18 protein-coding genes and 1 tRNA gene are annotated in these 20,672 nt (G+C 56.5%); 13 read left to right on the top strand and 6 right to left on the bottom strand.

The window, feature by feature from the left end; genetic code table 11:
- Positions 1 to 50: 50 nt before the first annotated feature.
- Positions 51 to 959, top strand: coding sequence for a Nif3-like dinuclear metal center hexameric protein (locus OZX71_RS05225; protein WP_277159591.1), 909 nt, complete (start codon positions 51 to 53; stop codon positions 957 to 959).
- Positions 956 to 1,615 (top strand): NUDIX hydrolase, encoded by a 660-nt coding sequence (locus tag OZX71_RS05220; RefSeq protein ID WP_277159590.1) that lies wholly within the window; start codon positions 956 to 958, stop codon positions 1,613 to 1,615. Before OZX71_RS05225 ends, OZX71_RS05220 begins: the two co-directional genes overlap by 4 nt.
- Before the next feature lie 150 nt (positions 1,616 to 1,765).
- Here the strand turns inward: OZX71_RS05220 and OZX71_RS05215 are convergent, their stop codons facing one another.
- A complete protein-coding gene (locus OZX71_RS05215) occupies positions 1,766 to 2,971 on the bottom strand; it encodes an ABC transporter permease (RefSeq protein ID WP_277159589.1) in 1,206 nt (401 codons plus the stop codon).
- A gap of 285 nt (positions 2,972 to 3,256) precedes the next feature.
- Between OZX71_RS05215 and OZX71_RS05210 the strand changes: the two genes are divergently transcribed.
- The 3 genes from OZX71_RS05210 (at position 3,257) to OZX71_RS05200 (ending at position 4,686) form a co-directional block, all read left to right on the top strand.
- Positions 3,257 to 3,330: transfer RNA gene (locus OZX71_RS05210), tRNA-Pro, on the top strand.
- Positions 3,331 to 3,621: 291 nt separating this feature from the next.
- Positions 3,622 to 4,107: a hypothetical protein gene (locus OZX71_RS05205; protein WP_277159588.1), complete on the top strand. Its 486-nt coding sequence runs from the start codon at positions 3,622 to 3,624 to the stop codon at positions 4,105 to 4,107.
- A gap of 93 nt (positions 4,108 to 4,200) precedes the next feature.
- A complete protein-coding gene (locus tag OZX71_RS05200) occupies positions 4,201 to 4,686 on the top strand; it encodes a YbhB/YbcL family Raf kinase inhibitor-like protein (protein ID WP_277159587.1) in 486 nt (161 codons plus the stop codon).
- Between the two features lie 40 nt (positions 4,687 to 4,726).
- On the opposite strand, the gene OZX71_RS05195 is transcribed toward OZX71_RS05200, so the two are convergent.
- A complete protein-coding gene (locus OZX71_RS05195) occupies positions 4,727 to 5,167 on the bottom strand; it encodes a GNAT family N-acetyltransferase (protein WP_277159586.1) in 441 nt (146 codons plus the stop codon).
- 305 nt (positions 5,168 to 5,472) lie between these two features.
- On the opposite strand from OZX71_RS05195, the gene OZX71_RS05190 reads away from it, so the two are divergent.
- From OZX71_RS05190 to OZX71_RS05180, 3 genes are all read left to right on the top strand, one after another.
- Positions 5,473 to 6,336, top strand: a complete 864-nt coding sequence (locus OZX71_RS05190) for an aldo/keto reductase (protein ID WP_277159585.1) — start codon at positions 5,473 to 5,475, stop codon at positions 6,334 to 6,336.
- 124 nt (positions 6,337 to 6,460) lie between these two features.
- Entirely contained in the window at positions 6,461 to 6,871 is a 411-nt protein-coding gene (locus OZX71_RS05185) for a cupin domain-containing protein (RefSeq protein ID WP_277159584.1), read from the top strand.
- 121 nt (positions 6,872 to 6,992) lie between these two features.
- Positions 6,993 to 8,036 (top strand): zinc-dependent alcohol dehydrogenase family protein, encoded by a 1,044-nt coding sequence (locus OZX71_RS05180; protein ID WP_277160662.1) that lies wholly within the window; start codon positions 6,993 to 6,995, stop codon positions 8,034 to 8,036.
- Positions 8,037 to 8,088: 52 nt separating this feature from the next.
- Here OZX71_RS05180 and OZX71_RS05175 read toward each other — a convergent pair whose 3' ends face one another.
- Complete coding sequence (locus tag OZX71_RS05175; RefSeq protein ID WP_277159583.1) at positions 8,089 to 9,075, bottom strand: methyltransferase domain-containing protein; 987 nt, start codon at positions 9,073 to 9,075, stop codon at positions 8,089 to 8,091.
- A gap of 331 nt (positions 9,076 to 9,406) precedes the next feature.
- Between OZX71_RS05175 and OZX71_RS05170 the strand changes: the two genes are divergently transcribed.
- A complete protein-coding gene (locus OZX71_RS05170) occupies positions 9,407 to 10,423 on the top strand; it encodes an MsnO8 family LLM class oxidoreductase (RefSeq protein WP_277159582.1) in 1,017 nt (338 codons plus the stop codon).
- 147 nt (positions 10,424 to 10,570) lie between these two features.
- Here the strand turns inward: OZX71_RS05170 and OZX71_RS05165 are convergent, their stop codons facing one another.
- Complete coding sequence (locus tag OZX71_RS05165; RefSeq protein WP_277159581.1) at positions 10,571 to 12,028, bottom strand: catalase; 1,458 nt, start codon at positions 12,026 to 12,028, stop codon at positions 10,571 to 10,573.
- A 368-nt stretch (positions 12,029 to 12,396) separates the two neighbouring features.
- Between OZX71_RS05165 and yaaA the strand changes: the two genes are divergently transcribed.
- Positions 12,397 to 13,203 carry a peroxide stress protein YaaA gene (yaaA, locus tag OZX71_RS05160; RefSeq protein WP_277159580.1) on the top strand — a complete coding sequence of 269 codons (807 nt, stop codon included), beginning with the start codon at positions 12,397 to 12,399 and terminating at the stop codon, positions 13,201 to 13,203.
- A gap of 59 nt (positions 13,204 to 13,262) precedes the next feature.
- Here yaaA and OZX71_RS05155 read toward each other — a convergent pair whose 3' ends face one another.
- The gene (locus tag OZX71_RS05155; RefSeq protein WP_277159579.1) at positions 13,263 to 14,015 is read right to left on the bottom strand and encodes a MerR family transcriptional regulator; all 753 of its coding nucleotides are present in this window, start codon (positions 14,013 to 14,015) and stop codon (positions 13,263 to 13,265) included.
- Positions 14,016 to 14,584: 569 nt separating this feature from the next.
- Here OZX71_RS05155 and OZX71_RS05150 point away from each other — a divergent pair.
- Together OZX71_RS05150 and OZX71_RS05145 are read left to right on the top strand one after the other, a co-directional pair.
- Positions 14,585 to 16,180 carry a hypothetical protein gene (locus OZX71_RS05150; protein ID WP_277159578.1) on the top strand — a complete coding sequence of 532 codons (1,596 nt, stop codon included), beginning with the start codon at positions 14,585 to 14,587 and terminating at the stop codon, positions 16,178 to 16,180.
- Between the two features lie 149 nt (positions 16,181 to 16,329).
- Complete coding sequence (locus OZX71_RS05145; protein WP_277159577.1) at positions 16,330 to 17,913, top strand: 3-phosphoshikimate 1-carboxyvinyltransferase; 1,584 nt, start codon at positions 16,330 to 16,332, stop codon at positions 17,911 to 17,913.
- Between the two features lie 123 nt (positions 17,914 to 18,036).
- Here the strand turns inward: OZX71_RS05145 and OZX71_RS05140 are convergent, their stop codons facing one another.
- Positions 18,037 to 19,266: an acetate kinase gene (locus OZX71_RS05140; RefSeq protein WP_277159576.1), complete on the bottom strand. Its 1,230-nt coding sequence runs from the start codon at positions 19,264 to 19,266 to the stop codon at positions 18,037 to 18,039.
- A 409-nt stretch (positions 19,267 to 19,675) separates the two neighbouring features.
- Between OZX71_RS05140 and OZX71_RS05135 the strand changes: the two genes are divergently transcribed.
- Complete coding sequence (locus OZX71_RS05135) at positions 19,676 to 20,671, top strand: carbohydrate kinase (protein ID WP_277159575.1); 996 nt, start codon at positions 19,676 to 19,678, stop codon at positions 20,669 to 20,671.
- Position 20,672 lies beyond the last annotated feature (1 nt).

The raw sequence follows: 20,672 nt of genomic DNA, 5'->3' as shown, positions 1-20,672 counted from the left end.
GTCAAGCACCGATATCCATTGGAATGGATGGCGAATAGTTCGGAGGAAATATGTCAGATCAGGAAAAGCCAAGACTTGCCGAAGTCGTCAAGGTATTGGAGACTCTGTATCCGCTCAAGTACGCCGAGGATTGGGACCATCCAGGGCTGATCGTCGGCGATCTGAACGATACCGTCGGCACGATCGTCTTCGCCGCTGACCCGACCATGGCCGTGGTCGACAAGGCGCTCGCGATGGGCGCTGACCTGCTTATCTGCCATCATCCGCTCTTCTTCCGTGCGGTGCACGAGGTCTCCGGGCTTGGCGTCCATGGAGCCATCGCCGGCAAGCTCTACCGGGCGCACTGCGGGTTGTGGGTCGGACACACCAACGCCGACGTCGCCTATCGTGGGGTCGCGCAGGCCGCCGCGGATGCATTCGGTTTGCAAGACCAGGTGCCGCTGGTGCCGGCAGGTGAGGAACACGGCCATGCCGTAGGGCTGGGACGTGTCGGAACGCTTGCGCAACCGATGACGCTGCGGACATTTGCCCAGCGTGTGGCCGATGAGGTGCCGAAGACGAATTACGGCATTCAGGTCGCCGGCGATCTCGATGCCGAAGTCCGAAAAATCGCCGTGCTGCCCGGGTCCGGGGATTCCGATTTCGACGAGGTCCGGGCCAGCGGTGCCGATGTCTACGTGACCAGCGACCTGCGCCACCACCCGGCCACTGACGCGTTGCAGCAGGCGTGGTACGAGGCGAGTCTGCGGCGGCAGGACGGCGAGACGGGTGCGCGCGCAACCATGCGGCCGGCGCTGATCAACACCCCGCATTCGGCCATCGAGTCGATGTGGTTCAGGTATGCGCTTGACGATATCGCCGACGGGGTGGAGCGGGCCACCGGTTTCCGTCCCGAAGCGCAGCGCGTCGGCATCGTCACCGACCCGTGGCAGCTGGTGCTCGGACGGGATGGTGAATGATGGAATCAACGCAGACGGAACGTATCCAGGCAGAGGTCAACAAACGTTTGCAGGCCTCGAGTGACGGTGTCGATATGGAAGCGCCGGTGCGAATGCTTTCAAGCACAACCGTCTATCGCGGGGCTATTTTCCATATTGACGACCGTAAGCTGGCGCTCGCCGGTACCGATGGTGGTCAAGTGCCGGTGCGTCGTCAGATTCTGGTTCATCCGCAGGCTGTGGTGATGCTGGTCCACGACGAGTTGACGGACCGGTATCTGTTGGAACGTGAGTATCGTGTCGGTCCGAACAAGTTCGCTTACGGTTTCCCGGCAGGGCTGATGGAGGAGGGTGAAGAGCCTGAAACCTCGGCCTTACGCGAACTGCAGGAGGAAACCGGGGTCACGCCGAAAGACAGGCAATCGGTGCGTATCGAACACGTCGGCATTTTTTATTCTTCCGGCGGTATGACCAATGAACTCGCGCATATTTTCGTGCTTCATCTCTCGGCGTGGAAGCAGAAGCCGCGTCATTTCGACAAGGACGAGCACGTGCAGTCCGCTTGGGTGACGTGGGAGGAGCTGACCGGGATCGGCATTCAGGCCGCGGATTCCACCATCGCCATCCAGCATGAGGAGATTCGCCGGTTGCGCGAGCAATTGGCGGAGAAAAGGTGACACAATCTTTACGTAACCGTCGGTTTTGTCCCTTATTATTGTGGCTTTGATTCAAGGCAATGGTTGCATTGCGGGAATCGTTTATTGAAGTCAAATGCGTTGAATTAGATGTTGGATAATCGCAAATCCGATATTGATAAGGTTGTATTTTTACTGCGTCGCCGCGATGCGCGAATGCATGCGGTGGTTCTTGTCGACTGAGGATGGGATGGTGGCGGCGATGTTGGCCGCGGCCGTGGCTGTGGTCGAGTCCGCAGCAGCCTCTTCCTGATCGATACGCAGCACTTGTTCGGCGATACGATCGGCTTCGATGGCGGCGATCTGACGTGAGAACATAATGAACCAGCCGAGGAAGACGAGACCGGCCAACGCTTCGACGTTGGTCATCGTGTTGGCGCCGTTCAGCCATTGCACGAGCACGACGCCGCAGACGGCAATGGCGAGGTAGCCGGCCGCGTAGATGGCCACGGAAAGCTGTGGGGCGAGCCAGGGGAGCGCGAGCAGCAGCAGGCCCATCACGCAGACAATGCCGCGGGCGAAGACGTTGTGCAGAATGGGATGCGGCGTATAGCGGAACGTGCCGATGCCGATGAAAGCGAGGCCGGAGAAGGCGAGCATTGCCGAAAGGCAGATCAGACGCGCTTTGTAGTGCTTGATGCGGCTGGAACGCAACGGTCCTTGCTCCTGATGCCATTCGCGGCGCTGGCGGTAGGAGGTCACGAGCTCGGAGATGGCGAAGTAGCTGACGATGATGATGCAGATGCCGGCGAGGATCAGCGTCGAGTTGAACATGCGGGCGGCGAAGGTGGTGCGGTCGCCGAGCTGGGAGAAGTTGTTGGTGTACCAGTTCGGGTCGTCGGTCGTGAGCCCTGCGACGCTGACGCCGGCCACGACGAACAGCGGCAGCAGACCGGCCAGCGTTTTGGCGTCCATCAGTTCGGCCTGCACGAAGGTGACGTAGCCGGCGACGCCCGAAAAACCGGCGCAGATCGCGACGATGTATTCGAGGAACATCGTGCCCATCAGGGTGCCGGCCATGCTTAAGAGGGCGAACGAGGCGAGGAACAGCGTGGAGGCGTAGACCGTCGCCAGTGCCAGGATCTCGACCAGGCGGCGCAGGATTTCTATCAGGCGGTTGTGGGTGTTGAGCGAGCTGGAACGCCGGGCATAGCCGAAGATGAAGGAGATCGTGCCGCACGCGGCGATGATGATGGAGGCGATGACGAACTGACGGCGGCTGATCATCCATGCAGCCGGTAGCAGCGAGACGCACAGTTGCATAAAGCCCGCTCCCGCGATGGCGCAGATGATGAAGGAGACGAGCCCCGAGGTCTCCGTTCGCTGATGCAGTCCCATTGTTGCTTATTGCCCTTCGTGTTTTCCGTCTGACGTTTTTATGCCGTCTCGTTCACATTTTCGCAGTTTGTTCGCTGGCGTTTACGTGTTGCGATTCATTCGCAGACGTTCTTGTTTGAGTTTTGTGTTCGCTTGCCTTTACTTGTAGTTGCACTCGCGAATGGTTGTGTTTTACAGTTCCCATTCGCTTGCTTTCGTGCCTTCTTATGTACCGTTGACTATCTTAGCGAGTCGCATGGCCGGGGTTGCGCTATACTTATTTGTTGTGCTTGTAGTTGTGCACATCGGGCTGTAGCGCAGTTTGGTAGCGCGCCTGCTTTGGGAGCAGGATGTCGCAGGTTCAAATCCTGTCAGCCCGACTGAAATCGTTGAAATTTCAACGTTTCTAAGTATTGTGATTTCAGCTGTTTTTGCTTCCAGACACGATTCAGATACGATGGCTTTCATTTCCATTATTCTGTTACTTATAGAATCGTGAATATTCCTATACGCTTTTCGTGTTAACACACACTTTGTCATGGCCAGTGGGATGATGGCTGCAGGCTCAAGATGTTTATGTAACGGTCTGGACGGAACCGCGTAATCCGTCTGCGGCTGGTTCAGAAACATGGCTCGTACGTACCAACGACGTATCGAAAGGAGATATCCACATGCCCGATATTCTTAGAAAACCAACCCCGATCGCGAAAATATACGAGGCTTTGAGCGCGGTGGCAGATGGTCGTGTGAAATTGTGCCGCCCGGAATCGAAGGCCATCGTGACTTCATCGGCCCGCACGAAACGTTATACGGTGATGATTTCCGATGGGCTGTATAGCTCGAATGACAATGCGACGTACTGGCAGCATTACGCCGGATATCCCATTATCGCGGTGCTTATCGAGCAAGGAAGAATAAGCCTTCCACCGGATTCCCGACCGCTGTTGGAGCATTTCAAAAACATCAATTGGAAGCAACTGAATACCGACAACAAGAACCACTACGATCAAGCCGTTTCCCAGTTTCTATCCACGACCGGCCATGCGGAAGAAATCGAAAAGCTCGTCCAAAATATCTACGAGCAGGCCAACAATCTCCTGTTCGCGGTCAAAGGCAACCGCAAACCAATCATCAAGGTGTCGCAAGAGCAGGAATGAGTCAGGACGTGCAGGTGGAAACCGGGGGCACTGGCAATCGGCCAAACACACATTCTGGCCGGTATAATCTAATGCTTATAAAAGGATGAGGGCTTGGTAGCAAAGGAAGAAGACGCGATGGAGCGGATTGAAGTTGCTTGCGGCGGGATTGATGAGGACGGCCGGTTTAAGACGGAATTTACTGGAAGAGGACGCGACGTTTCGCCTGAATATACGTTTTCGGGCCTTCCTGATGAAGCCAAGTCACTGGCCATTGTGCTTCGCGACATAAGTCATCCTTTATTCGGCGAAATGACACATTGGATTATTTGGGATTTGCCGGTTATGGAGACTTTGTCTGCAGGTATCGCCAGGGGAGCACAGCCCGGAATCAGCGATGCGGTTCAGGGAATGGCGTACGGCTGGCATCGCTACCGCGGGCCGAAGCCGCCGAAAGGAACCAGCCACCGCTACGAGTTCACCGTCTATGCGCTTGATCGCCAACTTGGGCTTGGGCCCATGACCTCTTACCGTAAACTCAAAGCCGAGTTGGATGGCAAAGTGGTCGGTATGGGTAAGGTTGAAGGAACGTTCGAATAACTTTATTGAGTGCCGCCTTCTTTAATCGATGCGCTGCGCACTACCGCAATCGCTTGCCGAATCGCGCCTGCATCTTATCCAGCGTGTAGCCGACGGCCTGATAAAACTTGTGAGCGTCTTTGCGTGCCTCGGCGGAATTGAGCCGCACTTCCTTGGCGTTGATGCTTTGTGCCCAAGTCTCGACGGCTTCCATCAGCTTGCGTCCTGCGCCTTTGCCGCGAGCGGCTTCCGAAACTGCAAGCCCCATGACGTTTACCGCCGGGTCGCCATAGGTCGCCTTGTAGATGTTGGCCTGAACGTAGCCAACGACGTTTCCGTCTTGAACGGCCACGAAAATGCGGCAACCCGGATTAGCCAGCAGTTCCGTGAGCCGCTCGCGCGTGCGATTGAGGGGATAGTCGTATCCTAGGCAAACGTTGTTGAGTTCCTGCAGCGCTGAGGCATCGTTCCTGGCGGCTTGTCGTATGATGATTTCGCTCATATCGGTAATCTTAATATTTTCATGTTGAAACTGCGGAGGCTTGCGGTTTTGGGTGACGTTTCTTCAAATTCGGCATAGCCGATTTGTTCGATGAAACTAATAGGAAAAAGCCTGCGAATATATTCGTGTGAAGGTATCGAAATAAACGATGAGTGTTTTCTTGTCCATATTATTCTTCCAAGGCTGTTTGGTCACGTCCGATCGCGACACCGTACGGGATGCTGTATTGACCTCAAGCACTTGAAGTTTTTATAGTGGCGATAGATACCTCTATAAGACGATAAAACGGTTCGAAAGGAACAACGATGACAATACTTGAAGAAAACTACACTCTGAACAATGGGGTGAAGATTCCCAAGCTGGGATTTGGCACGTGGCTGATTGATGACTACAAAGTCGGATCGGCGGTGCAGATGGCGCTCGCGTGCGGGTATCGCTACGTCGATACGGCTCAGGCTTACGAGAATGAGCGTGGTGTGGGCGAAGGCGTGCGCGCTTCGGGCCTGAAACGCGAGGATGTGTTTGTCAGCACGAAAGTGAGGGCCGAACACAAGGATTACCAGTCCGCCAAGGATTCCATCGAAGCCTCGCTTAAGGCCCTCGATGTCGACTACATCGATCTGCTGCTCATCCACGCGCCCGAACCTTGGGCACATTTCCATCAGGGCGACCATTGCTTCGAAGGCAACCTCGAGGCGTGGCGGGCCATGGAGGAGGCCGTGAAGGCTGGCAACGTGCGTGCCATTGGCGTTTCGAATTTCGAGGATGTTGACCTCGATAACATCCTGCAACACTGCGAAATCAAGCCGGCGGTCAACCAGCTGCTCACGCATGTGGGCAACACGCGTTTCGACTTGCTCGACACCGCCACGAAGAACAATATTCTGGTAGAGGCCTATTCGCCGATCGCCCACGGCGAGATGGTGGGCAACCCGACGTTCGCCAAGATGGCGGAACGTTACGGCGTCTCCGTGCCGCAGTTGATGATTCGTTACTGTCTGGAACTCGGCACGCTGCCGTTGCCAAAGGCTTCTTCCGAGGTGCATATCAAGGCTAACGCCGAGGTCGATTTCAGCATCAGCGCCGAAGATATGCAGACGCTCCGCGATATGCCAAAGGTCACCGATTACGGCGAGGCAAGCGGTTTCCCTGTGTTCAGCGGACGATAATCTCCCCATCGGTTTTATGAATAACCACCGATACATCAATTGATATGCGGCCTGGTTTGTCGGAAACGAATAAGCAGGAAACGTATCGTATTTAATTAATTCCAGCAGAAAAGAGATACAGAAAATGGCAACAACATTCACGAACCCAAGCCCGTTCCCAATGGGCCGTCCCAACGATGCCTACGCCCAGTATTTTGATGGTCAGAGCTACAATGCTCCGCTAGGCGGCACGGACCAGGCCAGGGTCGCCAACGTGACCTTCGAGGCCGGTTGCAGGAATCATTGGCATATCCATCACAAGGCGACGCAGATTCTCATCGCCGTGGGCGGCCGCGGTTACTGCCAGTTCGAAGGCGAGCCAGTGCGCGAGTTGCGCCCTGGCGACGTGGTGGTCGTGCCGCCGGAAACCAAGCACTGGCACGGCGCCAGCCCGAACGAGCCGTTCTCGCACGTAGCCGTGATGGCGTCTGAAGAGGGCGCTTCGAACGAGTGGTTGGAGCCGGTCGACCCGGAAGAATACGCCAAACTAAATTGATCGGTATTGCTGAGAGGTGCTCTGAGTTATCCGAAGTATCCGGATCTGATAAATGATGTAGTTATAGTTCAAAGCCTGACTCACATACGATTAGGGTTTGCCGAACGAAAGGAATGTAATGATGAAAGCTGGAATGTTTGTGGAACCGGGCAAGGTGACCGTCACCGATGCACCTATGCCGGTTATCAAAAAGCCGACCGACGCGGTTATTCGTATTCTGCGGGCGTGCGTCTGCGGGTCGGATCTGTGGTGGTTTCGCGGCATCTCGAAACGCGAGAAGGGTTCGCTGACCGGTCATGAGGCCATCGGTATCGTCGAAGAAGTTGGCAGCGAGGTCACGCATGTGCGCCCTGGCGATTTCGTTATCGTCCCGTTCACGCATGGCTGCGGGAAATGCGCCGCCTGCCGTGCCGGTTTTGACGGGAACTGCATGAATCAGGAGTCGGGTGGCAATGCCGGCTACCAAGGTGAATACCTGCGGTTCACCAATGCCGACTGGGCTTTGATCAAAATCCCTGGCAAGCCCAGTGACTATTGCAACGAGACGCTCAATTCGCTGCTCGCCCTTTCCGACGTTATGGCCACGGGTTACCACGCCGCCGCCAGTGCCGAGGTGAAAGAAGGCGACACCACGGTGGTCATGGGCGACGGGGCGGTAGGGCTTTGCGGAGTGATCTCGGCCAAGTTGCGCGGTGCCGAACGAATAATCGCAATGAGCCGACATGGCGACAGGCAACGTCTCGCGCGTCAGTTTGGTGCGACCGATATCGTGCCCGAGCGTGGTGAGGATGCTGTCAAGCGCGTCATGGATATGACTGACGGTGACGGGGCGGATTCCGTGCTCGAATGTGTGGGCACGCAGGAATCCACCGCGACGGCGCTTCAAATTGTGCGTCCAGGAGCTGTAGTGGGTCGCGTCGGCGTTCCGCATGGCAAAGAGATCGACACTACGAAACTTTTCTGGAACAACATCGGGCTTCGTGGTGGTGCCGCATCCGTAACTACATATGACAAGGATATCCTGCTCAAGGCCGTTCTTGATGGTCGTATCGAGCCCTGTCGCGTGTTCACTCAACGCTTCGACCTCGACCATATCCAGCAGGCCTATGAGGCCATGGATCAGCGCGAAGCCATCAAGTCCCTTATCATCGTGAGCGAAGTGTGAAATTCTCATAGCTTGGTGACGATGCTCGAATTCGCCTCAAAGCAGCCGAAACTCATGCCTTTCGCGCCACAATCGAGAAGGTCAGTGGGATGCGCGGATAGCCTTGCGGCATACGCCACGATTCGTCCTGCTTGTCGTATTCGAGCATCGGCAACGATTGCCAGTCGGAGACGTCGTATTCGCCGATGCGCTCGATGCGCAAGCCTGCGTCGATGAGCACACGCGTCATCTCGTCGAAGTCGTGGGCCCAGTTGTGGTTGTGGATATGGGTGATTTTCGGCTTTTTTGAAGTATCTCTTTCGTCGCCGACACAATTTTCCGAATCTGTGCGATTTGAACTTTCGTTGTCAGGTGTGCCCGAATCCGTGTCATCGGAATTCTCCGTTTGCGGAGCCATCGTATAAGTGCTCTCGGTATCATAGGAATCTTCGGTTCCGGGAAAATAGCTGTTGCCGATGCTCAAGCCGTTATCCGCCAGTGCAAACAGCAACGGATGGTTGTCGCGGATCATGAAGACGCCATTGGGAGCCAGAAGTTCGGCGATGGATTGCGCCCATCCTTCCAACGATGGCAGCCAGGTCACGGTTCCGACGCTGGTGACGATGACGTCGAATTGCTTGCCGGGCAGCGCTTCGGCCGCTTTGCGCGCGTCGGCTTCGACATAGGTGATGTCAACTCCGGCTTGTTGTGCTATCTGACGGGCGTAACGTAGCGAGGCAGGGGAGAAGTCCAATCCGCAGACGTCTTTCGCACCGAGTCGAGCCCAGCAGACGGTGTCGGTGCCGATGTGGCATTGCAGGTGCAGCAGCCGTTGGCCTTCCACTGAGTGATTTGGCAGGTACGGTTTCAGCACTTCGTAATCACGCCTGACAATGGGATTCGCCAGCGGCGAGCCATTGATCAGCGCGTCGATATCCCCATATCCTCCGTTGAAATGTACTTCGGCTCGGTCGTCCCAATTCTCGCGATTTTCTTCGATTTCCTGCGCAGCGCTTTTTATAGGATTCTGTGCTTGTGCAACGTCGGCATTGACGGTCATCGGTTATTGCCTTTCTGTCTCTGTCTTTTCCGATAGGTTTAACAATATCAAATTCTGTATATGTCATTCGTCGGTCGGCTTCTTGGCTGTGGGTGAGTTCTGGATTTGAAAGACTCAAAAAGAAGTACATCGTTCTTTCGTTACCAGCAAGAAAAATCAAAGCGTTTCGGGCCAAAGCGGAAATCGTTGATTTCCTGAACAGCATTGCTGTAGCGTTGACGATACATTCCGCAGCGGTCCGGCCGGTTTGGTTACGGGTTATGCAAGAGGAACGCCGAGAAGCGCGACGAGAAGAAAATATCGGGATGCGGATAAGGATAGGAGAGCAACCATGAAATTAGCCGTTCATGATTTGTTGATGCTCAACACTGGCGAGACGCCGAAAGAGAACGTGCAGAAAACCAAGGGACTGGTGCAATATGCCGAAAGTCTCGGATATAGCCGTTACTGGTTCTCTGAGCATCATGGCTTCCCGGCCAGTGCGAGCATTGCGCCTGAACTGCTGGTGGCCTATTACGCGGCCGCTACGAAGACGATGCGTTTGGGGACAGGCGGTACCATGATCATGCATTATTCCCCGTTGAAGATTGCAGAGACCTTCAAGACGCTCGAGGCGATTGCACCAGGACGAATTGACTTGGGTCTGGGACGCGCTCCGGGCGGCGGCCCTGCGGAAATCATGGCCTTGTCCGAAGGGCGACCGATGCTGGATCGTGATCCGCAGATGTATGGCAAGATTAATGACATTCTTGCGCTGCTTACCGATGGTCAGGCCGCTGATGCCAGCCCGCTCTATCGCAACGTTTTCGCCGCGCCTGATACAGACGAAGACATCCCGCAGCCGTGGATGCTCGGTTCGAGCGGCCAGTCGGCGATGAAGGCCGCCGAGTTGGGCCTGGGCTATAGCTTCGTAAAATGGTTCGGCTACAATCCCGGCATTTCGCCCGCGGTGTTCAGGGCATATCGTGATTCCTTCAAGCCGAGTGTCTTCTTCGACCATCCCATCGTCAGCATGGATTATCGCGTGCTGATCTGCGAAACTGAGGAGGAGCTGCATCGACACGAGAAGTCGTTCGAGCTGTCCTATCTCACCTTGGGCCAACCACAGGCCACATTGGTATCGCCGGACCGTGCGGAATCGTATGTCTACACTGAGGCTGACGAAGCCCGCTTGAAGCACGCCTATGACAACAGGATTTTGATCAAAGGCACCAAGCAGCAGGTCAAGGACATCCTCGACGAGGAGATTGCGGCGTTCCACATCGATGAGCTGATGGTTCATGTCCCGGTCTACAGCCTTGAGGCGCGAAAGAACACCTACAAGTACCTCGCCGACATGTACTTGTGAGCTACTACCTGCCGTATGCGATGGCTGGCCAGCTTCTACCATTGAAGACCAGTTAGAACCGTTGAAAAGCAATGAAGAGGAAATCCCCACACAGGAAGGATTTCCTCTTCATTGTTTCTAGGCGTAAATCACCTTATTAAAAAGAGATTACTTTTTGATCTCGTCCATATCCAAACCGAGCGCTTCGGCCACACGGGTGCCGTAGTCGGGATCGGCCTTGTAGAACTGGCAAGTCTCGAGCACCTGGATCTCATGGGTCTTCTCGCCCTCGACCTGGCTCAGACCGCCAGCGATGGTGGCGACCAGACGCTGCTTCTCGTCCTCGCTAAGCACGCGGTAAAGGTCGCCGGCGGCGGAGAAGTTGTCGGGTTCGTAGGCGGCGTAGTTGCCGGTCTTGCCTTCCAGCTGGTCGCCATGATTGCGGGCGGTGGTGTCCTCGGCCGGGCCGTCGTAGCTGTTCGGCTCATAGTCGACGGCACCGTCCTGTGCGTTGTCGCTCATGAAGCCGTCGCGCTCGTAGTTATGCACCTCGACCACCGGGCGGTTGACCTTGAGCTGCTCGTAGTTGGCGCCGAGGCGGTAGCGGGCGGCGTCCTTGTAGGCGAAGATGCGGCCCTGCAACATCTTGTCGGGAGAGGGCTCGATGCCCGGCACGAAGTTGGCCGGCGCGAACGCGGCCTCCTCGACGTCCTCGAAGTAGTTGTCGGGATTGCGGTTGAGGGTGAACTCGCCGATCTCGATCAACGGGTAGTCCTTGTGGGAGACGACCTTGGTGATGTCGAAGATGTCGTGCTTATAATTCAGTCCCTCTTCGTACGGCAGGATCTGCACGCAGACCTTCCAGGACGGGTAGTTCTTCGACTCGATGGCGTCGAAGAGCTCGTGCAGCAGGTAGTCGGTATCTTCGCTGGAAGCCTTGACGGCGGCTTCCTCGCTCATGTTCTGCACGCCCTGTTCGCTCATGAAGTGGTACTTGATCCAGAAGGCGGTGCCGTCGGCGGCCACCCACTTGAAGGTGTGGCTGCCATAGCCGTTCATGGTGCGGTAGCTGGCCGGGTTGCCGCGGTCGCCCATCAGGTAGGTCACCTGGTGCACGGTCTCGGGGGAGTGCGCCCAGAAGTCCCACTGGCGGGTCGCGTTGCGCAGGTGGGTGCGCGGGTCGCGCTTCTGCGAGTGGATGAAGTCGGGGAACTTCAGCGGGTCCTGGATGAAGAAGGTCGGGGTGTTGTTGCCCACGATGTCGTAGTTGCCCTGCTGGGTGTAGAAGCGCAGCGCGAAGCCCCGTACGTCGCGCAGGGTGTCGGGGTAGCCGAGCTCGCCGGCCACCTGCGAGAAGCGCAGGAAGATCGGAGTCTCCTTGCCCGCGCCGTTGAAGACGTCGGCCTTGGTGTACTCGCTCATGTCGCGGGTGAGCTTGAAGGTGCCGTAGGCGCCGGCGCCCTTGGCGTGCACCACGCGCTCGGGGATGCGCTCGCGGTTGAAGTGCGCGAGCTTCTCGACCAGCTGATAGTCCTGCAGCAATACAGGGCCGCGAACACCGGCGGTCTGCGAATGGTTGTTGTCGGCCCACGGTTGGCCGGAAGCGGTATTGAGAGTGACAGTCATTGAAATCCCTTCTGTCATTTTGATGTATGAAGAAGATAACAATTCCGCCCGGTTTAAACAAGGGTTTCGTGCTCTTTTGTGGTCTTTTCTACATTTGGCTATCTGGCACTTGACAGCTCGGCTACTCGCTGTTTGCAATAGTTCGTGGAGTGATGCTGTGAAAAATGAATATGCATTCAGCGCAAGAGCCAGGAACGGCGTTTCGCTTTGGTTGCTGCAATTACATTGCCTGTGCAGGGCGTTTCAACGCCGTGTGTCATGGATTTTATACCGATTAATATGTACAGCCATGCGGATTCGCCTATGGAGATGTGTCGGATTCATGTTTCTTGACGTTTCGGCCTGCCGACTGGCTAGACTGGTGAATCATGCATCTTCTTTTACCGCCATCCGAAGGTAAGGCCGCACCGGCTGCCGGGCGCGCGTTCGATCTCGACTGCTTGTCCTTTTCCGAACTCAATGACGCCAGAGAAAAGGTTCTGCGCGCGTTGGTCGAGACGTCGAAACGCGAGGATGCCAGCGAAATATTGAAGGTCGGTGCCAAGGGGATGCGAGAGGTCGTTGCCCAGCGTGATATTCTCAATGCCCCGACCGCGGCAGCGCGTGAGGTCTATACCGGCGTGCTGTACGAGGCCGCACAGTTGCATCAAGGTGATGGTGTGCTGATTTTCTCGGGTTTGTTCGGTGTGACAACGGGCGAGGACTTGATACCCTCTTATCGGCTTTCAATGAATGTCTCGCTTCCCGGCATCGGTCCGTTGAAAACGTTCTGGCGCAAGGCGCTCGCGGGGTGGAGTCCGGAGGCCGGTTTTACCAAGGCTCCAAAACCGCAGGCGAAGAACGGCAGGTCGGTGGACGATTCGGCAACGCGAGAATCCTCAATAGGGGGCTGTGACAATACTGCCGACGTTACTGTCGATCTGCGTTCGGAACTCTATCGAGTCACTCAACCAGACGTGTCAAACGCGCGAGCCCATTGGTGGGACGTCCGCATCGCCGACTCGCGCAACAAGACAATCTCTCACATGGCCAAGCACTACCGAGGCTTATTGACGCGAGCCCTGCTCGATTCGCCAGCCCAGCCCGTAGACGAAGTCGCCCGCACGCTTGGCGCCATAACTATCGAAAACGAAGGTAACATCCGCCACCTGACGCTGGTTCCCTTCGGCCTCTAGACAAATCGGTGGTTTCATATTCTGTTGCGATGCGAAACCACCGAATTCGTTGACGAATGTTACTCCCACGCCACGTTGTCGAGGTCGACGCCTTGGGTGGCGGCGTTGGACTCGATGACTTCGCAGAGCCACTGGGCTAGGCCGGGCTCGATGTCGTCGTAGTGCTTTTTGAAGCGCGGGTCGGCGACGTACATACGGCCGAGACAGACCTGCATGGACGGGGTGACCTCATAGTAGTAGAGCGACGCACGATGTTGTTCGGCGAGTTCATTGGCCTCGTCGCTGCCGGGCTTGACGCCGCGGCGCTTGGCGTCGGCCAGTTTCGTCTCGACTTCGCGCATGTGTCGCTCTTGCTCCATCTTCGTTTTCCCGTCCGTGGTGGTCTGGCGTTCGGCGAATTCCATCCATTGTTTGGTATCGCCCCAACGATTTTTGGCCTCGCTCTGCCACGGGTCGGGATTGACGTTTTCTGTATTGGTCATGGTCGTTCCTTTCTCTGCCATGTCGATGAGCCGGTCGGTTTCGTCAAGGATTTTGCGGAGATGGTGCAATCTCTTCTCGAGGTCGTTTCGTCCCGCTTTGAGCTCCTTGACGACTTGCGGCGCAGGGGCATCGAGCAGGCGCCCGATGCGCGTGGCCGGTACGCCCAGCTCCTTGTAGACGAGCAGACGACGGAGTCGATTCAGGTCACCCGGCACGTAAGCCCGATAACCATTGGTGTCGCGCGTTGGCGAGAGCAGACCGAGATTCTCCCAGTGTCGGAGCATGCGCACGCTGACGTGGAACATCTTCGCCACTTCACCGATGGTCAAGCCGATTGCCTCGGTCGATGCCCATGACGTTTTATCAGTATTGGTGTCGATTATTGTGTTCCTCCTTCGTATCTCGTCTGCGGCCGGATTGCGGTCGCAAAAGAAACGCTATGCCCTGACAATATGTCAGGGTCAACAACCTTCGGCGTGTCGTACGGCTGGAGATATTCGGATTTCCGCGGCTTAGGGCCGGACTATGATTTCAGATAAGAGACAACGGAGCGAATGACAGGGTTTGATATCGTATGAAACGCAATGATGATCAGCAACAGCCAATAGAAGAAGGAGCCTCTCAGCTTCCATTTGATAGTAGTGAGGCCGAGCACACCGGCGAAACCGATCGAGCCAAACAGACTTTCGAAGCCAAGCGGACTCTCGAAACCGAACGGGCCGATGAAGCCAATCGCACTAGTCTGACTGTTCAAACCGCAGCAGGCGATTATGAACCAAGCCATAGGAAGCCGAGTGCTGATGGCTCCGGCGCTTTACCCACGTCCGGTTGGGTAATGGAATCCGACAACACGCCAATAGATACGCACTTCAACAAGCCTTCCCCACAAAATAGCGACATGGATAAAAAGATCGACAAGCTTCAGATTCTTGTCGCCGTTGTGGTGATTATCGTGATCGTTCTGGCCTCTGCCATCGGTTTCGGGATGAGGGGAAGGGTCCAGCGTGCCGAGCAGATGATTGCAATGATCAAGAAGGAAATGTCCACTCCCGGCCGGCCGATCGTCGACAAGGTGGGCGATCAAGTCTCCAGACTTCGCGGCGATCGTTCGGCCATCGACAAGCAAGTGCTGGATATGATTCGTAGCAAGAGCGTCGGCAAAGCGGACACGACGAAGCTCAACTCCCTTGTTTCCGATACCGACGCCGACAACGCGACGTTTGCTGGGCTTGACGGCATGGATTCCGTGGAAGTGAAAATGCAGCTCGATCGTTATGCCAAAGCCTATGCCGCTTACAAGGCCCTGCTCGGCGATTACGCCAACCATGCGCCGGCCATTTCGGCGATGTACAAGACCTGTGGCGGCAATTGGGGAAGCATCTCAGAAAGCGACAAGGATAAGGCGAAATACGACAAGATGATGGCCTCGTGCCGAAGCACGGTTGCGCCGCTCTCGGATTCCGGCGATGCCGCGATGAAGTCCTTGGTCGCTGCGGTGAACGACGCCTTGGATTTCAGTGATAAGGCCGCCAAGCAGATAGTCCCGATCGATGAGGATGCAGACGATATCACAGCCCAGGTTGAGCGGATGGATGACCTGGAAGCGGACGCGGATCCGTCGTTCGCTATCAGGGAGCACGTGGAACAATACGGCCGTGACCTGCTCGCCGAGCGTAATGCGTTTCATCTCAAGTGGTGCGTCGACCGCGCCCACAAAACCGAAAGCGCACAGAAGAAGTCCGCAGCAGCTGGCGCAACGGCGCGCAAAGCGTACCTGAAAGGGCCAGGAAAGGCCGATAACGCCAGGAATCCGGAGGCGACGGCGAAGGCTGTGGGCAACGTCGCCCGGCTATGGAATCTGCTGAACTCCACCGTTGAGGCGCTTAACATCGAAGGCATGGGAAGTCTGGAGTCCGTTGACCTCGACGATTTGGGCGCCGTCATCAAAGCCGCGGACACGGCCAACGAGGAACTTGCCAAGCAGATGGACGCCAACGGGGAAAAGGATGATAAAGTATTCAACGATTATCTGTCAAGCTATCGCAAGGACAAGTCGCTGATTACCGCGTACTCAACCACCATACTTGCGGTTTCGAATTCGAAATCGTCTTGCGCGAACCTGCCCGAGCAACCGTCTTTGGATGCCAATTACACCCAGTTTTCCGGTTACGTGGACGCCTGTTCGGCCGCTTTGAAGCCTTTGAAAAAGGCAAAGGACAACAAGACCCATGACCTGTACGCAACAATGTCGGCGAATGCGAACAAAAATGTGAAGATAGTTGCCCGGCTGAAGGCTCTGGGAGCGCCGAGCGATGCCGCCAACGGGCCGCACGGCCATGAGTACCAGCAACTTCGCGCCCAACTCATCAAGAACACGGATTTCAAACACATGGAAACGTTCGACAACTATGCCAATGATTTCAACCATGCGCGCAATGCGGTGGATGTGCTCGACGCGTTGCAACGCCTGTCAGGACAGTCGGTGAATGACTGAATTTTTCACTTGGGTCAAGTTGGTTTGCTTCGCTGTATCGCTTGTCCGTAAAAGTCGGAAGTTGATTGGGTTTTTCACTTGGGTCAGGTTGCTTGCCGCGTTTGGATATTTGGAGGCAACTGTAGGGGAGTTCCACTAAAATCGCGACTATGACAAGCGTTGAAGCCTTTGACAGCAGCCGTGATGATCGCCGCAATGACAGCCCGGCCGGGCCTTCTCATTGTGAGAGCAATAAGCCAAATGAACATGTGGATTCCTCAGTGCCCGCCAAATCCAAATCGTCTGGGCTGCCCGATCCGTGGCCGGCTCCGCTCGCCGAAGGCAGGTTGGACGCGACCGTGGTCATCCCCGGCAGCAAGTCGTTGTCGAACCGGTATCTGATTCTGGCCGCGCTCGGGCACAGACCGGTCACGATCGAGGGCATGCTGCGCTCGCGCGACACGGAACTGATGGCCGGCGCACTGCGGACGCTCGGAGTCGGTGTCGAATTCGATAAGGGCGAGGAAACCCGCGTGACGGTGACGCCGCCCGCCTCCGGCCGATTCAACGGCAATGTCACGGTATTCTGCGGGCTGGCCGGAACGGTGATGCGCTTCGTGCCGGGGCTGGCGCTCTTTGCCGACGGCCCGGTGCGTTTCGACGGTGACAAGCAGGCTTACGCGCGTCCGATGCACCCGTTGCTTGACGGTCTCGAGCAGCTGGGCGCTCGCATCGAATACGAAGGGAAGCCCGGATTCCTGCCGTTCACCATTACTCCGGCTTCAGTAAGCGAATCGGATAATGAAAAGCGGGATAATCCAAGTTCCGGCTCTGAGAATGATCCAGAAGATGCTTCGGTCTGTTGGTCGGCTAAAGTCGCGATTGATTCGTCTTCATCCTCGCAGTTCATTTCCAGCCTGTTGCTGATCGGCTCGCATCTGCCGTCGGGTCTCGATTTGCGTCACACTGGCACCAAGCTTCCCAGCATGCCACATATTCGCATGACCATGATCGATGTCAACGGTGCCGGCGGAAACGCTGAAATGTCTGAAGTCGGTCATTGGCAGGTGGCGCATCGTGCTTTGCAACTGCCTGACGGAGTAGTGGTGGAACCTGATCTGTCGAACGCCGCCCCGTTCCTCGGCGCCGCGATGATCGCCGGTGGCACGGTGAGCGTGCCGAACTGGCCGACCTCCACCACGCAGCCTGGTGGTCTGCTTCCCGATATTCTGCAGAAGATGGGAGCTTCGGTCACGTTGGATGGCCGGCCTTTCGACGAGGTTATGGCGGATGTGCGCAATCCTGAAAAGTCGGTTTCCGTGCCGAGAAACGGGACATTGACGGTTTCGATGAACGGATCGATTCGCGGGCTCGGCAAGGCGTTCGACATGTCTGCGGCAGGAGAGATCGCTCCCAGCATCGCCGCTCTGGCTGCTCTGGCCGATAGCCCCAGCGAGCTGGTCGGCATCGGCCATCTGCGCGGGCACGAGACGAATCGTCTGGCGGCCTTGGTCGCCGAAATCACCCGTATTGGGGCCGGGGCCGAGGAATTGCCCGACGGGTTGTCCATCACGCCGGTGCCGCGTAACCTGCTGCACGGTGAGATCATGGAAACCTACGCCGACCACCGCATGGCGACGTTTGCCGCAATGGTCGGCCTTGCAGTGCCGAATACCCGAATCCGCAACGTCGCCACCACCCGCAAGACCATCCCTGACTTCCCGGGCATGTGGTACAAGATGCTCAAAAGTTAGCTGCGATACTCAACGAGGTACATACAAGAAGGCCGGAACCGAATGTTTCCAAACGGTTCCGGCCTTATTGTCATTTCACAGGATATCAGAATCCAATATCAGAACCCTGCGAAACGAAACGACTCACTTCTTGAAGACGTTGCCGTAGGAATCCTTGCCTGCGGCGGCGATCTTGTCGGCCTTGTGGGCGATCGCCAGCTCCTCGTTGGTGGGGATGACGGCGATGATCACGGAGCTGTCGGGCGTGGAGATGATGCGCGGTTCCTTGGAACGGGTCTCGTTCTTCTCCTTGTCGAGCTTGACGCCGAAGGGCTCGAGCTTCTTGCATACGCGGGCGCGTACAGCGTCATCGTTCTCGCCGACGCCGGCGGTGAAGGTGATCACGTCCACGCCACCCATCTGAGCGGTGTAGTTGCCGATGTAGCCGACGATGCGGTGGATGTAGACGCCCATCGCGGTGATCGCGTCTTCGTTGCCTTCCTTGATGAGGCGATCGACCTCACGCATGTCGCCGTAGCCGGTCATACCCATCATGCCGGACTGCTTGTTGAAGAGGGTGTCGAGCTGGTCGACGTCCATGTGGGCGTTGCGAATCAGGTGGAAGACCACGGCCGGGTCGATGTCGCCGGTGCGGCTGCCCATCATCAGGCCTTCGAGCGGGGTCAGGCCCATGGAGGTGTCGATCGGGCGTCCGGAGATCTGTGCGGAGGCGGAAGCACCGTTGCCGATGTGCAGCACGATCTGCTTCAGGCCTTCGGCGGGCTTGCCGACGATGCCGGGGACGACAGAGCCGATGTATTCGTGGCTGGTGCCGTGGGCGCCGTAGCGACGGATCTTGTACTTCTCGGCGACTTCCTTGTTGAGCGCATAGGTGCTGGCTTCCTTGGGAAGCTGGAAGAAGAAGGAGGAATCAAACACGAAGATCTGCGGTACGTCAGGCAGCAGCTCTTCCATGACCTCGGCTCCGGTGGCCTCAGGGCCGTTGTGCAGCGGGGCGAGCACGGCGAGATCCTTGACCTGCTGGATGGTCTTGGCATTGACCAGCGCAGGCTGCGGGAAGACGGAACCGCCCTGCACCACGCGATGGCCGACGGCGACGATGCCGGATTCCTGAAGATCGGGGCCGTATTCCTTGAAGAAACCGAGGACGCGCTTCAGACCGTCGGCATGGGTCTTGATCGGCTCATCGAGCTCGTGCTTCTCGCCATTGTATTCATGCTTGTAATGGCCATCAATGGGTTCGCCGATCTTCTCAACGAGGCCGCTGGCAAGAGCGTCCCCTGAGCCTAGATCCACCAGCTGGTACTTGATTGAGCTGGAACCGGAATTGATGACAAGGACGGTTTTCGCCATTGTTTGCATCCTCCATATCGATTGATTGACCCGTGGATGTTGCCACGGCTACCAAGTTTCCAGTTTACTCACGAGCTGTTACAAAGCCTCTCTGATTCCCGCCCTGATTCCTCCTCGTTTCAAGACCCTGCCGAGTGTGAGGTGACGTGGTTCATGGCACAGGCAGGGACAGGGAGAATCTTTCGGATTGTTTTTCAGGAGCATGAAAAAATACACACGTTGGATGAAAAAAATCGCTTATGTTTTTCCGTTAATGTCGAGTAAACCCTTAAATAAGGCGATAAGAAGGACAGCTTTCTTGTTGGGAATTTCATTTGCCTGACCTTAAATTGAAACCAAGCTTGATAGCTGGCGGTCCTTTTGGGATCGTCCCATTTGTGGTTATGGAAGTTAGGCAAGGAGGCTGAATATGGAGAGTAATTCAGAAGAACGGAAGGATTTGGTATCGTTCGGAGATATCAATGCCGACTACACCCCGATTTTTCGGCGAGGTTTTTCCAAGCAGCGTTGCTATGAGATGAACCTTGGAGGCACGGCATCGAATGTCGCCGTGGCTGCCGCGCGGCTTGGCGCGAATACGTCGTTCGTCGGCAAGGTCGGTGACGATTTCATGGGAAGGTTCCTGCGTAGGGAGCTGCAGAGCAATGGCGTTGATTGTGCTTCGCTGCTCACCGATCCGGACCTGTTCACTTCACATGTATTCGTCAGCCTGTTCAACGGGGAACGCAGCTTCAGTTTCGCTGTCGACGGCAGCGCCTCGCTCAATGTGAATATGGACGAATTGGATCTTGACAAGATTCTCAATACCCGCATGCTCTATGTGGCAGGCGTCAGCTTCGTCGACGCTCCTTTGGGACGCACGGCGCATATCCTGCTTTCCGAATCCAAGAAACGTGGCATTCCGGTGGCCATCGATATGAACTACCGCGAGACCGTCCACAAGTCCCCGCAGAAGCTGATCGACGCGCTGAACGAGGAAATGGCCAATATCTCGATTCTCAAAGGTTCCGTCGAAGATTTCGACGTCGTGTTCGGCACCCGTGACCTTGAAAAGGTATCGCGCCTGGTCAACCCCAAGGGCGTGCGGCTGCTGATTATGACCGAAGACGCGCGAGGTGCTTCATGGGCGCTGGACGGCGAGGAGCACGGCATCAACGGATTCCGCACCAACCTCATCGACACCACCGGCGCGGGCGACTGCTTCATGGGCGCGTTCCTTTACTCGCTGCTGCACCATTGCGATCTGTGCGACCTGAAGAAGGATGAGCTCAACGAGATGATTCGTTTCGCCAACGCCGCCGCTTCGTTGTGCGTGGAAGGCTACGGGGCCGTCGAGGCGATGCCTTACCCGGCCGAGGTCGAGGAACGCAACGAAAGCCAGACGGTCGACGAGAGGAGCGAGTGAG

It is taken from the genome of Bifidobacterium sp. ESL0764 (assembly GCF_029395515.1).
GTDB lineage: Bacteria > Actinomycetota > Actinomycetes > Actinomycetales > Bifidobacteriaceae > Bifidobacterium.
This window is presented reverse-complemented; position numbering and strand designations above follow the sequence as displayed.

Coding starts and splice junctions, on each gene's coding strand:
- OZX71_RS05225 (WP_277159591.1), top strand. CDS start 51: ATGTCAGATCAGGAAAAGCCAAGACTTGCCGAAGTCGTCAAGGTATTG.
- OZX71_RS05220 (WP_277159590.1), top strand. CDS start 956: ATGATGGAATCAACGCAGACGGAACGTATCCAGGCAGAGGTCAACAAA.
- OZX71_RS05215 (WP_277159589.1), bottom strand. CDS start 2,971: ATGGGACTGCATCAGCGAACGGAGACCTCGGGGCTCGTCTCCTTCATC.
- OZX71_RS05205 (WP_277159588.1), top strand. CDS start 3,622: ATGCCCGATATTCTTAGAAAACCAACCCCGATCGCGAAAATATACGAG.
- OZX71_RS05195 (WP_277159586.1), bottom strand. CDS start 5,167: ATGAGCGAAATCATCATACGACAAGCCGCCAGGAACGATGCCTCAGCG.
- OZX71_RS05190 (WP_277159585.1), top strand. CDS start 5,473: ATGACAATACTTGAAGAAAACTACACTCTGAACAATGGGGTGAAGATT.
- OZX71_RS05185 (WP_277159584.1), top strand. CDS start 6,461: ATGGCAACAACATTCACGAACCCAAGCCCGTTCCCAATGGGCCGTCCC.
- OZX71_RS05180 (WP_277160662.1), top strand. CDS start 6,993: ATGAAAGCTGGAATGTTTGTGGAACCGGGCAAGGTGACCGTCACCGAT.
- OZX71_RS05175 (WP_277159583.1), bottom strand. CDS start 9,075: ATGACCGTCAATGCCGACGTTGCACAAGCACAGAATCCTATAAAAAGC.
- OZX71_RS05170 (WP_277159582.1), top strand. CDS start 9,407: ATGAAATTAGCCGTTCATGATTTGTTGATGCTCAACACTGGCGAGACG.
- OZX71_RS05165 (WP_277159581.1), bottom strand. CDS start 12,028: ATGACTGTCACTCTCAATACCGCTTCCGGCCAACCGTGGGCCGACAAC.
- yaaA (WP_277159580.1), top strand. CDS start 12,397: ATGCATCTTCTTTTACCGCCATCCGAAGGTAAGGCCGCACCGGCTGCC.
- OZX71_RS05150 (WP_277159578.1), top strand. CDS start 14,585: ATGGATAAAAAGATCGACAAGCTTCAGATTCTTGTCGCCGTTGTGGTG.
- OZX71_RS05145 (WP_277159577.1), top strand. CDS start 16,330: ATGACAAGCGTTGAAGCCTTTGACAGCAGCCGTGATGATCGCCGCAAT.
- OZX71_RS05140 (WP_277159576.1), bottom strand. CDS start 19,266: ATGGCGAAAACCGTCCTTGTCATCAATTCCGGTTCCAGCTCAATCAAG.
- OZX71_RS05135 (WP_277159575.1), top strand. CDS start 19,676: ATGGAGAGTAATTCAGAAGAACGGAAGGATTTGGTATCGTTCGGAGAT.